The 15,429-nt window shown below is 25.7% G+C and carries 14 protein-coding genes and 1 pseudogene; 5 read left to right on the top strand and 10 right to left on the bottom strand.

From position 1 onward, the window contains the following. Positions 1–77 precede the first annotated feature (77 nt). Positions 78–938 carry a radical SAM/SPASM domain-containing protein gene (locus tag ACTCCZ_RS09550; protein WP_265734234.1) on the bottom strand — a complete coding sequence of 287 codons (861 nt, stop codon included), beginning with the start codon at positions 936–938 and terminating at the stop codon, positions 78–80. Between the two features lie 460 nt (positions 939–1,398). Here ACTCCZ_RS09550 and ACTCCZ_RS09545 point away from each other — a divergent pair, with 460 nt between their 5' ends. After that, on the top strand, positions 1,399–2,409 hold the full coding sequence (locus ACTCCZ_RS09545) for an adenosine deaminase (RefSeq protein ID WP_079577856.1): 1,011 nt from the start codon (positions 1,399–1,401) through the stop codon (positions 2,407–2,409). Positions 2,410–2,418: 9 nt separating this feature from the next. On the opposite strand, the gene dgt is transcribed toward ACTCCZ_RS09545, so the two are convergent. Further along, a complete protein-coding gene (dgt, locus tag ACTCCZ_RS09540; RefSeq protein ID WP_079577855.1) occupies positions 2,419–3,888 on the bottom strand; it encodes a dGTPase in 1,470 nt (489 codons plus the stop codon). Between the two features lie 80 nt (positions 3,889–3,968). Here dgt and ACTCCZ_RS09535 point away from each other — a divergent pair, with 80 nt between their 5' ends. After that, positions 3,969–4,292 (top strand): hypothetical protein, encoded by a 324-nt coding sequence (locus tag ACTCCZ_RS09535; protein WP_079577854.1) that lies wholly within the window; start codon positions 3,969–3,971, stop codon positions 4,290–4,292. 13 nt (positions 4,293–4,305) lie between these two features. Here the strand turns inward: ACTCCZ_RS09535 and ACTCCZ_RS09530 are convergent, their stop codons facing one another. Both ACTCCZ_RS09530 and ACTCCZ_RS09525 read right to left on the bottom strand, forming a co-directional pair. Beyond that, on the bottom strand, positions 4,306–4,515 hold the full coding sequence (locus ACTCCZ_RS09530) for a tautomerase family protein (protein WP_079577853.1): 210 nt from the start codon (positions 4,513–4,515) through the stop codon (positions 4,306–4,308). Then, on the bottom strand, positions 4,502–5,677 hold the full coding sequence (locus ACTCCZ_RS09525; RefSeq protein WP_079577852.1) for a YbfB/YjiJ family MFS transporter: 1,176 nt from the start codon (positions 5,675–5,677) through the stop codon (positions 4,502–4,504). The genes ACTCCZ_RS09530 and ACTCCZ_RS09525 overlap by 14 nt, the downstream gene beginning before the upstream one ends. A gap of 88 nt (positions 5,678–5,765) precedes the next feature. Here ACTCCZ_RS09525 and ACTCCZ_RS09520 point away from each other — a divergent pair, with 88 nt between their 5' ends. From ACTCCZ_RS09520 to ACTCCZ_RS09510, 3 genes are read left to right on the top strand one after another with little or no spacing between them, the layout of a single operon-like run. Continuing rightward, positions 5,766–6,590 (top strand): LysR family transcriptional regulator, encoded by an 825-nt coding sequence (locus tag ACTCCZ_RS09520; RefSeq protein ID WP_079577851.1) that lies wholly within the window; start codon positions 5,766–5,768, stop codon positions 6,588–6,590. Between the two features lie 44 nt (positions 6,591–6,634). Further along, positions 6,635–7,912 carry a DEAD/DEAH box helicase gene (locus tag ACTCCZ_RS09515; protein ID WP_322853522.1) on the top strand — a complete coding sequence of 426 codons (1,278 nt, stop codon included), beginning with the start codon at positions 6,635–6,637 and terminating at the stop codon, positions 7,910–7,912. Positions 7,913–7,915: 3 nt separating this feature from the next. Continuing rightward, entirely contained in the window at positions 7,916–8,413 is a 498-nt protein-coding gene (locus ACTCCZ_RS09510; RefSeq protein ID WP_196778256.1) for a DUF2721 domain-containing protein, read from the top strand. Here the strand turns inward: ACTCCZ_RS09510 and ACTCCZ_RS09505 are convergent. The 6 genes and pseudogenes from ACTCCZ_RS09505 to ACTCCZ_RS09480 form a co-directional block, all read right to left on the bottom strand. Next, complete coding sequence (locus ACTCCZ_RS09505; RefSeq protein ID WP_079577850.1) at positions 8,410–8,937, bottom strand: 3'-5' exonuclease; 528 nt, start codon at positions 8,935–8,937, stop codon at positions 8,410–8,412. The genes ACTCCZ_RS09510 and ACTCCZ_RS09505 overlap by 4 nt on opposite strands. Continuing rightward, the gene (locus ACTCCZ_RS09500) at positions 8,924–9,703 is read right to left on the bottom strand and encodes an ion transporter (protein ID WP_079577849.1); all 780 of its coding nucleotides are present in this window, start codon (positions 9,701–9,703) and stop codon (positions 8,924–8,926) included. Before ACTCCZ_RS09500 ends, ACTCCZ_RS09505 begins: the two co-directional genes overlap by 14 nt. 81 nt (positions 9,704–9,784) lie before the next feature. Beyond that, entirely contained in the window at positions 9,785–10,873 is a 1,089-nt protein-coding gene (locus ACTCCZ_RS09495; protein ID WP_079577848.1) for a glycoside hydrolase family 3 N-terminal domain-containing protein, read from the bottom strand. A 1-nt stretch (position 10,874) separates the two neighbouring features. After that, positions 10,875–12,590, bottom strand: coding sequence for a DUF4153 domain-containing protein (locus ACTCCZ_RS09490; protein WP_079577847.1), 1,716 nt, complete (start codon positions 12,588–12,590; stop codon positions 10,875–10,877). Positions 12,591–12,680: 90 nt separating this feature from the next. Next, positions 12,681–13,049: pseudogene (gene yedF, locus ACTCCZ_RS09485) on the bottom strand (sulfurtransferase-like selenium metabolism protein YedF); the annotation flags it as partial. A 126-nt stretch (positions 13,050–13,175) separates the two neighbouring features. Beyond that, positions 13,176–15,422 (bottom strand): molybdopterin oxidoreductase family protein, encoded by a 2,247-nt coding sequence (locus ACTCCZ_RS09480; protein ID WP_416202242.1) that lies wholly within the window; start codon positions 15,420–15,422, stop codon positions 13,176–13,178. Positions 15,423–15,429: the final 7 nt, after the last annotated feature.

Genomic DNA, 15,429 nt, shown 5'->3' with positions numbered 1-15,429 from the left:
AGAATATCTCTTGCAATGTTCTTTTAAAATTCAGTGTTAATAAACTATTGCCTTTTTTTTATTTGCCTTTTTTTAAGCTATTCTTTATAGGATTGCTTATCAAATCTTTTTCTATAATCACACTTTTGACATAATTCTTCAATTAAAATATTTTTTTTAAACCCTTTTTGTATATCTAAAACTCTTTTACTTTTCAATATATCATCAAGTTTTGAACTGTTTATATTTCCTAAATTTATCACTGCATTTTGATCTAAACAACAAGGCACAACTTCACCACTACTTAATATTCCAAAGTGAGAATCCAAACCATAGCAAAATCCTTTTGTTGAAATTACTTTTTCATCCAAACTTGGCCATTTAAAATAATCATCAAAATTGAAAAATATTTTTCTTGCAATTCTTATATTTTTAGGTCTATTTTTATAAACATCATCAATATTTATATTAGATTCAAACTCACTATTTATTTTGTCAAAAACTTTTTTATTAAACTCTTTTGCACTTTTTGTATTATCTAAATTCCAAATTCTCAAATTTATAAAGTATTCATGATTAATTGATTGTGCATATTTTATAAAATCAATAATAGCTTGTAAATATTCATTTAAACTTTTTTTATGAGAGTTCGCATTATAAGAGTTTATTGAAAAGTTTATTTGTTTTAAAATAGTATTACTCAAAGCTTCATAATGTTTTTTATTTATATTATTTGCAGTTGTTGTAATATTTACTTTTAAGTCATGCTTTTTGCTTATATTTAAATAATCATTTAAATTTGACAAAACTAAAGGATCACCTACAATGTGATATGCTAACTCTTTTGTATATGATTTCAACTCACAATTTAACTCATCAAACTTTTCTAAACTCATAGTTGCATTTGGTTTTATTTTTGGAGGACAAAAAGAGCACTTTAAATTACAAATATTTGTTATTTCAATATGTACTTTTCTAAATTTTTTAATAATTAGCCTTTTATTTTTTTTGTATTATAACAAATTTTTACAATAAAAAACCTCCATAGAAAACTATGGAGGTAAATAAGGTATATATATAGTGTCTAACTATAAGTTTGCTTACTTTAAGCACCTTAAGCTTTTATAATAATCTATCTTAGTTAAAAGATTATAATTTTTTACCATACAAATGGTGGGGTTGTTTGTAATATTTTACAAAATCAACTAAAGTTTCAAATATCTTTTAAACCTTTAGCATTATCACAAAAAGCTTCTGTTGTATTATCTGTCAATAGTACCTCCTTGCAATTTAATTACTCTAATTGTAACCCGTAAAATATTAAAGTTTGAAAAACTTTTTAACTAATTTAAAAACTTAATGTTTAAACTTTTTTAGTTTTTTTTTGCTATAACTTCATTTAATAAAAAAAGGATTTTAATGATAGAGTTTATAAACAAAATACCAAAAGCTGAACTTCATTTACATATTGAGGGAACTTTAGAGCCAAAATTAATGTTTGAACTAGCAAAAAGAAATAATATAAAGCTTGAATATAAATCAATTGAAGAGATTAAAGAAGCTTATAACTTTACCAATTTACAGTCATTTCTTGATATATATTATAGTGGTGCAAAGGTTTTAATTACAGAACAAGACTTTTATGATCTAACTTTTGAATATTTATTACGATGCAAAGAAAATAGTATAATTCACACTGAAATCTTTTTTGACCCACAAACACATACAAGTAGAAATATTGAATTTAAAACAGTAATCAATGGAATTACTAATGCTTTAGAAGATGGAAAAAATGAGTTAGGTATAAGTTCAAAATTAATAATGTGCTTTTTAAGACACTTAAGTCAAGAAGATGCTTTTAAAACTTTAGCACAAGCTAGCAAATTTAAAGAAAAAATTATTGGAATTGGACTTGATTCTTCTGAAATTGGAAATCCACCTAGCAAATTTAAAGAAGTATATGAAGAGGCAAAAAAATCAGGTTTTATGCTTGTTGCTCATGCAGGGGAAGAGGGTTCATATAAATTTATAATTGATGCACTTGATATTTTAAAAGTAAATAGAATAGATCATGGAGTACAAGCTTTTTATAACAATGAATTAATGCAAAGATTAAAAGAAGAACAAATGGCACTTACAGTTTGTCCTTTATCAAACACAAAACTAAAAGTATTTGAAAATATGAAACAGCATACAATTAAGCAAATGCTTGATTTTGGACTAAATGTCACAGTAAACTCAGATGATCCTGCATATTTTGGTGGATATTTAAATGATAATTTTCACGCAATATATAAAAACTTAGACTTATCAAAAGAGGATATTATCACATTAGTTAAAAACTCTTTTAACTCCTCTTTTATATCAAAAGAGTTAAAAAAAGAGTATTTAAAAAAAGTTGATAATTTTATAGCAAAGCATACAAGTTAAGATATACTCTTAACTTGCAGTTAAAGTTTTATACTCATCTAAAGCAAAATCATCAGTCATTCCAGAAACATAATCAATTATTAATCTTGCTCTATAATACCACTCTAAAAGATTATATCTTTGTTTATCTTCATTACTTAACTCTTCTATTGCTTTTGAATAAGCAACAATATGTTTTGAAGACAATCTTCCAATAAGTCGTGATGATACAAAACAATCAATTTTTTGTTTTAATACAAGCTTTTTAAAATCATTACTGCTTAACTCTAAAAGAGGTTTATAACAATTTAATAAACCATGTAAAATTGTATGTCCTTTTAGCTCTAAAGCCTGTTTTTCTCTATTATTATAAATATACTTTATAGATATATTCTGTAATACTTCAATTGCTAAAGAGTATTTATTTGCCTTATCAAAATCTAATAGTGCTTTATTAAATGAACCATCAAAAATTTCTTGATGATTTTGTAAATATACATCTGCAACATATTTTACTAAATAATTAATCAAATTTGCTCTTGTAAGTGTTAAAAAGAGATTAAACTGATAAGGTTCTTCTTCTTGTTCTTTTGCTTTTTTATAGTACTTATTAATTAAATCAAGTAAAAAAGTTTCATCTTTTTTATATTTCTCATTCACTTTTTTACACTCTTCATTTATATATCTATATAAATCATCAAGTGTAAACACACCTTTATCAACTGCATCTTCGATATCTGCTGTTAAATAAGAGATATCATCAGCTGCTTCCATAATATATGTCAAAGGAAATCTGCAACCTTGTTTTATCTCTAAAGCATCACAAACTTTTTTAACAAACTCTTTTTCAGAATAATAAAATCCTGGCTTTTTTTTCAAATAATTTAATTTATCATTGCTTTCAGGCTTTTTTTCAAATGCTCCTCTTGTATATTTTAAAACAGAAGCTGTTTGAGAGTATGAAAGATTTAATCTTTGAAGGTATTTGATTATTCTAATTGCCTGTGCATTACCATCAAAGTTTGTAATATCTGCTACTAGCATTTGTTTTAAATTTAAATTTTTTTCACTAATATTTTCATAAAGTTTATCTAAGCACTTTACTCCAATATTTTTCATCCAATCATTTATTGATAATTCTGCAAAATGTCCAAAAGGAGGATTTCCTATATCATGTACCAAACTTGACATCTCAGCAGTTGAAATAAAAGCATTTTCCAAATCTTCAAGATGATAAGTTTTTATTTTATTCTCTTTTTTGATTTTATCTAAAATTGTTCTTGCTATGTATCGTGAGTTTTGTTGAACTTCAATTGAATGAGTTAACCTACTTCTAACAGCTGCATTTAACTCTAAAGGAAAAACTTGTGTTCTTTTTTGAAGTCTTCTAAAAGCTGGTGTTGAAATAATTCTTCCCCTATCACTTTCTACTGAAATTTCAATATCATCTATTGGGTAAATTTCTCTGCTTGTATTTAACTTCTTTGTATAATCTATCATAATTAAAACTCTTTTTCTTTTTTTAAAACAAATTATAACTTATTTGCAGTTATAATTGCATTTTGGTTAAAGGAAAGATTATGGAAATGCTCTTAAATGAATATGATATGGTTGTTGGTGCAAAATTTGAAGATGGCACAATACAAGATTATGTAGATAATAAAAATACATTTGGACTTATTAGAATTGAAAATCACACTGCAAACTGGTTTTTATATAATGATTTAGATAGTGATGATGAAAGTAAAAAATTATATAATGAAGTTATTAAAAAAGAGCACTTTATTCATGATGAATATGGTGAAAAAATAGTAATATTTAATAAAACTGGTAAAAAAACTTATGAAGATTTTTTAAAAAGAATAAATGCTTATATCGATGATGGCTTAGGACAAATTATATAAAAGCTTAGAAAATCTAAGCTTTTATTTTTCGTATATTACTAACTGTTTCTCCACCAATTGCATAATTATCAGTACTTACTTCTTCAATTATTACAACTGCATTATTTATTTTTCTATTAAAAACCTCTTGAAAACTTTGTGTTAACTTCTTTGATAAAATCTCTTTTTGCTCTTTTGTAGCTCCACCATCTTCATGGGTCATTTTTACACTAATTATTGGCATATTTTTTCTCCTTATTTTTATTTAAGTATAAAACGATTACACCCAAAAGCATTATAAATGCAGTAAGATATAAAGTAGTATCATAATTATTATATTTTTTAATTAAAGCAATAGAATATAAAGGTGCAGTAATTTGTCCTATTCCATATGAACTAGTTAAAGCTCCCATTAAAAAAACTGGATTTGAACTTGCAATTTTTCCACCTAAATTTAAAAATAAACCTACAAGTGCGATAAATGTAGCTCCATATAAAAATGCACTTATTAAATTAAAAAATAGACTTGATGTAATTGTAGGTATTAAAATACTTACTATTAAAAGAATCATACAAACAAGTATTATATTTACACTTCCATAAAAAGATGCAAGCCTCATCCAAATGATACAAGATGGAATTCCAGCAACTCCTACTAAAAGCCATGAGTTTGAGCCAATACCCTTTAATCCTTCAATACTATTAATTATATCAGGTAAAAAAGTTCCTTGAACAACAAAACCAATTCCAACAGTAAAATAAGTAAAAATCAATACTACAACAAAAGAGTCAATTTTAAAGGGGTTTGATTTTATTTTTAGGAAATTTTTATTTTCTTGTTCATCTAAAATATAAAATGAATATACACCCAAAACAATAGATAAAATACTTAATGCTATCCATGCATTTTCCCATGAAGAGTAGTTTAAAACAGTTCTACTTAAAATATCAGATACAACTATTGAAAAGCCTATTCCTGAAAAATGTATTCCCATAGCTTTTGTCTTATCTTCAAAATTCAAACGACTCATAACCAAAGATGAACCAACTACCATAAGCATTGCAGAACCAAAACCTGCTATAAATCTTGACATAATCCAAACAAAATCATTTGTTTGTAAACCTAAAGCAATAGTAGAAAAAAAAGATATAAATAACCCTATTCTAAAAAATTTAACTTTTAAAGAAATTTTTTTTATAAAAATTGCAAAGATTGCTCCAAGTAAATAGCCAAAATAATTAATAGAAGCAAGTAAGCCAGCAAAACTAATATCAACTCTATTTTCTAACATTGATGGCAAAAGCGAAGTAAAAGCAAACCTTGCTACGCCCATACCAATAATAAGTGCAAATATACCCGCAACAATAATATTTGCATTGCTCTTTTTATTTAAAATAGTTTTCATTGCCTAGCCTAAATTTTTGTGTTATAATATCACTTATAATGATTCAAAGTCAAATAATCAATAACTATAAGTGATATAAGGATTAGTGATGGATTCTAATTTATTAAAAATATTTTTAAGTGTAGCTAACAATCGTAGCTTTTCCAAAGCATCAATTGAATTAAATTGTGCCCAGTCTAATGTAACAGCAAGAATAAAACAGCTTGAAAAGAGTATTGGACATACACTTTTTCATAGGTTTTCAAAGGGTATTGTATTAACAGATGTGGGAGAAAAACTATATCCTTATGCAAAAGAAATTGTACAAAAAGTTTATGAAACCCAACAGTTTATAATGCACTTAAAACATGAAGAGACACTAAAAATTGCTTCAACAGAATCAAATGCAGCAACAAGAATAGTAACTTTACTTTCAAAAATAGATAAAAAATATCCAAATATGAAACTAGAACTTTCAACAGGACCAAGTCAAGAATTAATTGATATGTTACTTGATTATAAAGTTGATATTGCATTTGTTAGTGGAAAACCTACAAATAAAGAGTTTATGATAATAAAAGAGTTTAAAGAAGAGTTAGTATTACTAAAACCTTTACACAAAAATGCTGCAAATAATATATTAACTTTTAAAAAAGGTTGTACTTATAAAAAGCATTTAGATGAGTATATGAAAAAACAGAATAAACCTTACAAAAATATAGAGTTTGGAAGTTTAGAAACAATAATTGGATGTGTAAAAATGGGAATGGGTATAACAGTACTTCCTATTTTTGTAGTAGAGCACTTAAACTTTAAAAATGAAGTAAAAATAGAGACTCTTCCAAATGAATTTAAAAATATTCATACTTACATGATTTGTAGAAAAGATAATCAACCTTTAATAACTTCTTATTTAAAAAAGTTAAAATTATAAAGAAGTTATGCTATAATTTCTTCAAAAAATGACTATTCAAAGGAATTATTATCGAAAAATTTGGCTCAATTCAATTATCAAAAGAGTTAATTAAAGCACTAAAAGAAGAAGGTTATGAAAACCCAACAGCTATTCAAAAACAAGCAATACCTATTTTATTAAATAAAAAAGATTTGATTGCAGCTGCTAAAAGTGGTACAGGAAAAACTGCTGCTTTTTTACTACCTATGTTAGAACAATTAAAAGAAGAGATTGATTATAGTAAAAAAAGAGTTCCAAGAGTTCTTATTATTGTACCAACAAGGGAACTTGTAAATCAAATTGCTAGAAATATATCAAACTACTCAAGACATTTAAATATAAAACATGCAGTTTCATATGGTGGCGTTAGTAATAAACTTCAAGCAGAAAAAATCAAAAAAGGTGTTGATATTATAGTTGCAACACCAGGAAGATTACTAGATCATGTAGAAAATAAGATATTAAGTATTTCAAGCATAAATAGAGTTATATTAGATGAAGCAGATACAATCTTAGAAATGGGATTTATTGATGAAGTAAAAAGAATACTTGCACAAGTTAGTCAATATAGACAAATTTCAATGTTTTCTGCAACTATTTCACAAAATGTAAAAAAACTTGCAAAAGAGTTTTTAAATAAGCCAACAGTTGTTGAATTAACAAATGTAAGACAAAGAGTAGACGCAATAGAACATACTGCATACAAAATAGATAGTTTTAAGAAAATAGAGATGCTTTCATTTTTAATTGGTTCAAAAAACTATCATAAAGTTTTAGTTTTTGTAAATACAAAAAAAATAGCAGATGAGATAACACAACAGTTTAATTTAGATGGCTTATCAACACTTTGTATTCATGGAGATATCAAGCAACCTGCAAGAGCAAGAGCTTTAAGAGATTTCAAAAGTGATAAAATTAGAGTTTTAGTAGCAACTGATATTGCAGGAAGAGGTATTGATATAGAAGATTTACCTTATGTAGTAAATTTTGAGTTACCTTTAAGTACTGATGATTTTACACACAGAGTAGGAAGAACAGCAAGAGCTGGTAAAACAGGTCAAGCTATTACTTTAGTTTGTGCAAATGAGTATAAACAACTTGAAAAAATAGAAAAAGATTTAATGATTACAATCAAAAGATTAGTTCTAGATGAATATGAATTAACAGAGAAACAACCAAGACTTTTCAAAAAGAAAAAAAAGAAATTAACAGAAAAGAAAAATATTACAAAACCAGTAAAAAAAGTAGCTTCTAAAAAAACTACAAAAAGAGATTCAAATAGAAACTTTAGAGGAAAATAGTTAATGAATACTTTAAATATAGCGATTACAACTCCAGCATTATTATTTCCAGCTATATCTTTACTTTTATTAGCTTATACTAATAGGTTTTTAACAACAGGACAACTAATTAGAGGCTTAAGTGCAAATGCACGAGATGGCAAAGTTCCCAAAGCCTCTAAACAAATTAGAAGTTTAAAAAAAAGAGTCTCATTAATAAAACAGATGCAAATTTATGGAGTAGTTTCTTTAATACTTTGCACAATTTCTATGTTTTTTCTTTTTTTAGAATTAAACTTTTTAGGTGAAGTACTTTTTGGACTTAGTTTAATCTCTATGACTTTATCTTTATTTATTGCACTTGTTGAGATTTCAATATCTGTAAATGCAATAAATTATGAATTAGAAGGAATAAAGAAATTCTCCCGTTCTCATAAAAAAGATGAAAAAAACCAAAATGATGAAAATCATGAAGAAGATGAAGATAAAATAAATATCAATAAAGAAAATAAGAGTTGTTAAAAATTAATTTTATTATATTCATGCATGCACTTTAATATTTCAAATGTTTTTGTAACATCATATGTTGCAGTATGATGTTTATTTTCATCAAACTCTATTCCATAAAAATGGCAAGTTTCGTTTAATCTTGGATTTTTGATATTGCCATTTTTATTTCTTGCATTTACAATATATTTATTCTCTTTCATTGTACAAATCTGATTTTGAAAATATACTTTTTTGTTTAAATGCCTTAACTCAAAAGAGATATTATGCGCAATTAGCGTATCACTATTTTCACAAAACTCATAAAAGTCTTCATCTTCTGTAAAATATGAAGAATAATCTTTATCTTTTCTATACTCCATAATCATCTCAGGAGTTAATCTATGAACTGCAAATGAGTAAGGATTTAAACTATATCTTGATAAATAATATCTATGAAACTTATCTAAAATATTAAAAGAAGTATCAATTTTTACAGCTGCAACTTCTATTACATCCCCTACACTTTTACTATTTGTTTCAAAATCAAGGATTATCATTTTTACTCTTTTTTAATAAAATTTGTTTTAATTCTTGCACTTGTTCTTTTAAAAGTTCTATCTCTTGTAACTCTTTAGACTTCTCTTCTTTTTGCTCACCTTTTATAGTAAAAATAGCATCTACAATAAGTCCAATAAATAAATTTACCATAACAAAAGTTACAATTAATATATAAATTACAAAAAATATCCAAGCATAAGGATATAGTTCCATTATTGGTCTTACTATTCCCATTGACCAACTCTCCAAGGTCATTACTTGAAAAAGTGTGTACATACTCTCACCTAAAGTTCCAAACCATTGAGGAAAACTATCTCCATAAAGATTTGTTGCCATAATAGCAAATACATAAAAAAACAACATTAAAACCATTGAAACAGAAGCAATTCCAGGAATTACACCAAGTAGTGCTGCTACTATTGTTCTCATTTGAGGAATTACAGTTAATAATCTAAAAAGCCTTAATACTCTAAGTACTCTTAAGATTGATAAACCTTCATTTGCAGGAACTAAAGATATTGCAACTACAAAAAAATCAAATAAACTCCAAGGATCTTTAAAAAAACTCAATCTATGCACATATATACGAAGAATTATCTCTATTGTAAAAATAGCAATAATAGTATTATCCAAAAAAGTAAGAATACTTGAATACTCTTGAACAACTTGCTTTGAAGTGGCTAAACCTAAAATAATTCCATTGATTACAATCAATGTAGCAATAAAGTTTTGGAACTTTTTTGATGAAATAAATAACTTAATCAAACTTACCTCTTAATATAAAATTTTTAAGCAATTTTATATTATTTATGTTAATAATTTCATTAGTTTTAATCACTTATAAATTTATTTTCTAAATAAATAGTTTTTTATTTTTTTATTTGATTGTATAATCTTTTCATAAGCTATATTTCCTTTTTTTACTTCTTCATAAATAGTATTTATAATATCAACTGTTTCATATTTTGCTAATTGATTGCCAAATAAAAGTATATTTACACCTGAGTTTATAGCAAGTCTTACAACTTCATTTAAACTATAGTGTTTTGATATTGCTTTCATTTGTAAATCATCACTTATAATAACTCCTTGAAATCCCAATTTCTCTCTTAATAATTTTGTATTAATCTTATAAGATAAAGTAGCAGGATAATTCTCATCAAGATTTTTATTAAAAACATGTGCTGTCATTATCATATCTACACTATTTTGTTTAATTAGTTTTTTGTATGGCTCTAACTCGATTTTATTCCAACTACTACTAATATCAACAAAACCATTGTGAGAATCTTCTAAAGAAGATCCATGTCCTGGAAAATGCTTAAGAACACTAATTACTTGTTTTTTTTCTTGTTCATCAATTAATATTTTTGCATATTTTACTACTTCATTTACATTAGTTGAGTATGCTCTATTTAATTTTGTTATAACTTTATTATTTGGATTAATTGCCAAATCAACTACTGGTGCAAAATTTACATTTATTCCTAATTCATTTAGTTGTGAAGCTAAACTTTTATACTCTTGTTTTACTTTATTTAATGGTAGTTTTGAGATATCTTTTGCGCTTAAAGTTTCTATAAAGCCATACTCTTTTTTTAATCTTTGAACTTTTCCTCCCTCTTGATCAATTGTAATAAAAAGATTATAATCTACTAAATCTTGTAAGCTTTTAGTTAATTTTTTCACTTGTTTAAAAGAGATAATATTTTTAGATTTACTCTTATCTTGCAAGTTTTTATCAAATAGTATCACTCCAGCAAGTTCATACTTTTTTATATCTTTAGCTATTTGAGAAGAATTATCTATTTTTGCCTTATCAAAACCAACAACTAACATCTTTGCAATTTGTTTTTTAACTAAGTTTTCATCCAAAGAGTTTGAAAAAACATTTAAATTAAAGAAAAAAAAGAAAAATAGAAAAATATTTCTCATTTTATCTTCTTATCATCAAAATAGAGTTTATATAATCAACTTCAAAACTATCTTCTTTTTCATTGATACTTAAAGATTGAATATTTAATTTATACTCTATATTTTTATTTTTTCTTATAAAAATAGCTTCTTTGTAGTTTGAATTATCTATTTTTTTTATACTATTTTTAGCCCAGTTATTTACTATTTCTTTTAAATCAAAGTTTATAGTGCTATTATCAATCTTAAGATTTAAAATAGAATCTTTTAAGACTATTTTCAATTTTGCATCATCTAGTTTATACTCTTTTTCATTATTATTACTAGCTAAATTTAAGACATAATCATATCCCTTTGAATCATATGCTAGATTATATAAATTAAACTCTTGTACATACTTACTTTTTTCTCTTTTTACATTATAAGAGTAAGCTTCTTTCATATTTATATATTTAAACACTTCAAGTTTTGTTTTAAAGTTTTTATTAAAAAACTCATTTAAAAACTGCATTCCTTTTTTACTTCTTGATAAATAACTAATAATCGAAGTTAATTCAACTCGTTTTTTTAAACTCAAATCTTTTAAGTTATATTTTGTTTTATCATTAGAAATTTCATATTTTTCAATAACTTTTTTAAATCTATTAAATTGAGAGTTTAAAGATATATTTGATGAACTCAAAGGCGTAATAGAAGCAACTAGTAAAAGTAAAAACATTGATACTAAACTACTTTTTATGCAAAATTGCTTTTTTATAAACTCTAAAACAACTAAAAAACTAAACCAAATAGATAAAATAATCAAGCAATATCTTAATTGTGTAACTCCATATTCACTAACTCTTATATAAATTGCAATATCCAAAAATATTATAGGTATTATCATTAAATAAATAAAATATTTATCAATAAAATTTGTAAAAATAGATTGCTCTTTTATAGATTTTAAAAAAGCTTTTACAAAAATTGCTAAACTTAAAAATATACAAATCATCCAAGACAAATCACCTTTTGGCAACTCTTGAATTATGATAATTTTTATAAAATATGCATATAAAATAATAGTATAGATTAAAATCAAAGGTGTTAAAATATTTTTTATTAGAAGTTCTACTGCTTTTTTTAATTTTAAACTATTTTTTAAAGGCTCAATATTTTTGGGAATATTTGCTAAAACTAAAGTAGGAAATATAACTATACTTATAAAAATCATTATTTCATCACTAATTAAATCAAAAAAAGTAAGTGAAAATAGATACTTCAATGTTAAAAGTATCACCTTTATTCCTATTCCTAAAATAAAAGAGCTAAAGAAAGCAAAAACTACACTATTAGTAATTTGCATATTAAAAGATAATATTGAATAGTTTGAACTTTTTATATTAGAAAAGTTTGAAAAAGTAATACTTAAATAGGCTGCAAAAATAAGATATAAAAGTGAATCTTCATATGTAAAAACCCCTAAATATACAATAAGTAAAGATACTAAGAAAAATAAAATTTTCTTAAACTTATCTAAGTTTCTTCTTTCAAAATATAAATAAATTGCTAAAGTAAATCCAATAAGAATAAAACTACTCAAAAATAATTTACCTTGAAGTTTTTGTTCTAATAAATAGATTTGATTATTCTCAAATACTGCAAGAAAAAAACATAAAATCATAAATACAAAAACAAAAGAGAATCTAAAAAATAGCTCTTTAGATATAGAATTAGTAAAGCTTTTAAAATTAAGCATAATATACCTTTTTAAAATATATAAAATAAAAGTGAATTTTTTATGTGTTAAACCTAAGAAAAATATCTTAGGTTTTAAAATGAAAGATTACTATAAAGTAACTGTATTAGTGTTTAGAAGTGTTGCTATTGTATCCATTGCATTACCTGCAATTCCAACTTTTAACTCATCTCTTTTTTCATAAAAGTCAAGACAAGTTCCACAAGAGAAAATCTCTACACCTTTTGATTCTAAATCCTTTAAAGCAATTAGTGCATCATCATTTTCATCATTTGTAGTAGTTAATAAAACTGCGCTATTAACGCATATAATCTTGCTTGGTAGTTTTTCTTGCTCTGCCATTGCTTTTAAAAAACCTCTTATTAGCATTGAGCCTAATTCACCCTCACCAATTTTATCTGATTTTAAAAATACTGTTTTATCTTTTGTTTCTTGTAGCATAATAGTTTGCCTTTTTTCATAAGTTTTGTTTGAAAAAAGCTTTAAGTGTAGCTTTCTCTTCTATACTAGAAGCTTGAAGTTTATTATATGATTTGTTTACTAAATATTACTTTTTACAAAAAAGAGGAAAGCCCTCTTTTTTGTCTAATGATGATAATCATCATAAATAATTTTTGATGTTTTAAATTTAAGTTTTTTAATCTCCATAATCTGGCTATACTCTTCTTGAGAAATTTTCTCCATTTTAACAGCTGCTTTATATGTTGGAGTTTTAGTTGTATAGTCCCATCCAGAACTAGTTAATTCATTACATAAACCTTCCCAATAGTGAAAAGTCATCTGCATTATATTATCTGGAATCGTTTCTGTAATTTCTACTAAAACTGCAATATAACCATATCTACTTTCAACTTTAATAAAATCTCTATTTTTTAGATTATATCTTTTTGCAAGTGCTGGATTTATTTCAGCTGTTGGACCATGAGCATCTCCACCCTCTTCAATAATTTTTGACTTTCTTGTCATTGTTCCAACTGTATATTGATATACCTTTCTTGTTGTTAAAAGTGAAATTGGAAACTTTTCATCTGTTTTTTCATCAACAGAACCTACCATACAAGGATATCCCTCAGGTAAATTTAACTTTTTACGAAGTTCTTCTTCTGCCTTTGCTGTATCATTTTTATCATCAATAAAAACAACAGGCACTAAATTTGCTTTTTGATCTTTTGTAAAAAACTTTTTATCCATGTACAAACTTGGTGTCCCAGGATGATCTTCACTTGGACAAGGCCAAGCTATTCCATTTATTTCTCTTAATCTTTTATAAGTAATTCCTTTAAATCTTTTAGGATCAGCAACTCTTACTTCATTCCAAATTTGTTCAGGTGTTGTATAATCAAAACCTTTTGCATCAAATCTTTTTGCTAACTCACAAATGATTTCCCAATCTTGTTTTACATCTCCTTTTGGATCTAGTGTTTTTTCATTTAACTGAACTCTTCTTTCTGCATTTAAATAGCAACCTTGTTTTTCTGCAACACTAACAGCAGGTAAAACAACATCTGCTTTAAGTGCTGTTTCTGTTAAAAAGATATCTTGAACTACATAAAAATCAACTTTTGAAATACCCTTTAAAAAGTGATTTGTATTAGGTTCTGAAATAACTGGATTTTCACCAATTGTATAAAAAAGCTTAACTTTACCATCTAAAATCGCATCAGGAACTTCTGTTTTATGAATACCAATTTTTGAACTTAAAGGTTGTTTACAATCCCAAAGTTCTTCAAAATAGTCCCTTGCTTGTTTACTAGTTACAAGTTTTAAATTAGGGAAAATATTTGGTAAAATTCCCATATCACAAGCACCTTGAACATTTTGTTGACCTCTAAGAGGTAAATCTCCTGCTCCTAATTTTCCAATATTTCCTGTTATTAACATCAAGTTTGAAATATCACAAACATTTCCTACCCCATGATTAAAATGTGTTACACCCATACCATGAGTAATCACAGCAGGTTTTGATGTGGCATAAAGTTCTGCTGCTTTAATTAATAACTCTTCATCAACACCTGTCATTTCAGATACTTTTTTAGCAGTATAATCTTTAACAGCTTCTTTTAAATATTCAAAACCGTGAGTATAGTTCTCAACGAACTCTTTATCATATAATTCATTATCTATAATATGCGAAATTAGCATATTTATAACCGGAATGTTGTACTCAGGTGGAAGCTGAATAAAAGCATCCGCTTTTTGTGCAAATTCAGTTTTTATAGGATCAATTACAATTAATTTAGCTCCTCTTGATATTGCTCTTTGAATATGCATTGCTGCAATTGGATGTCCATTTTCAGGATTTGAACCAATCATTAAAATACAATTTGAGTGTTCTCCAACTTCTGTAAAACTGTTTGTAGCTGTACCATTACCAATTGTTTTAGCCAGACCGGCTACTGTTGGTGCATGTCAAACTCTTGCGCAGTGATCTATGTTGTTTGTACCTATAATTGCTCTCATAAATTTTTGAGCAACATAATTCTCTTCCAATGTACATCTAGCTGAAAAATTTCCAACTATTGCATCAGGACCAAATTTTTCTTTTACTTCTTTCATTTTTGAAACAACTAAACTAAGAGCTTCATCCCATGATGATTCAACAAAATCTCCATCTTTTGAAAACACTCCATCTTTTTTTCTAATTAAAGGTTTTGTTAATCTCTCATTTGAACTAACATAATCCCACCCATAAATACCTTTTAGGCATAAATGTCCTTCATTTACAGGATTTTCTTTTATACCTTTTACTTTAACTATTCTATTTTCATGCGAAGTTAAACGAACTCCGCAGCCTGTCCCACAATAGGGACAGATAACGTTTGTATTTTTCATACTATTT

Source organism: Malaciobacter sp. (assembly GCF_055140965.1).
The sequence above is the reverse complement of the archived record's forward strand: the minus strand, read 5'-3'. Positions and strand labels throughout refer to the sequence as shown.

Coding starts and splice junctions, on each gene's coding strand:
- ACTCCZ_RS09535 (WP_079577854.1), top strand. CDS start 3,969: ATGGAAATGCTCTTAAATGAATATGATATGGTTGTTGGTGCAAAATTT.
- ACTCCZ_RS09495 (WP_079577848.1), bottom strand. CDS start 10,873: ATGAGAAATATTTTTCTATTTTTCTTTTTTTTCTTTAATTTAAATGTT.
- ACTCCZ_RS09530 (WP_079577853.1), bottom strand. CDS start 4,515: ATGCCAATAATTAGTGTAAAAATGACCCATGAAGATGGTGGAGCTACA.
- ACTCCZ_RS09490 (WP_079577847.1), bottom strand. CDS start 12,590: ATGCTTAATTTTAAAAGCTTTACTAATTCTATATCTAAAGAGCTATTT.
- ACTCCZ_RS09520 (WP_079577851.1), top strand. CDS start 5,766: ATGGATTCTAATTTATTAAAAATATTTTTAAGTGTAGCTAACAATCGT.
- dgt (WP_079577855.1), bottom strand. CDS start 3,888: ATGATAGATTATACAAAGAAGTTAAATACAAGCAGAGAAATTTACCCA.
- ACTCCZ_RS09545 (WP_079577856.1), top strand. CDS start 1,399: ATGATAGAGTTTATAAACAAAATACCAAAAGCTGAACTTCATTTACAT.
- ACTCCZ_RS09510 (WP_196778256.1), top strand. CDS start 7,916: ATGAATACTTTAAATATAGCGATTACAACTCCAGCATTATTATTTCCA.
- ACTCCZ_RS09505 (WP_079577850.1), bottom strand. CDS start 8,937: ATGATAATCCTTGATTTTGAAACAAATAGTAAAAGTGTAGGGGATGTA.
- ACTCCZ_RS09525 (WP_079577852.1), bottom strand. CDS start 5,677: ATGAAAACTATTTTAAATAAAAAGAGCAATGCAAATATTATTGTTGCG.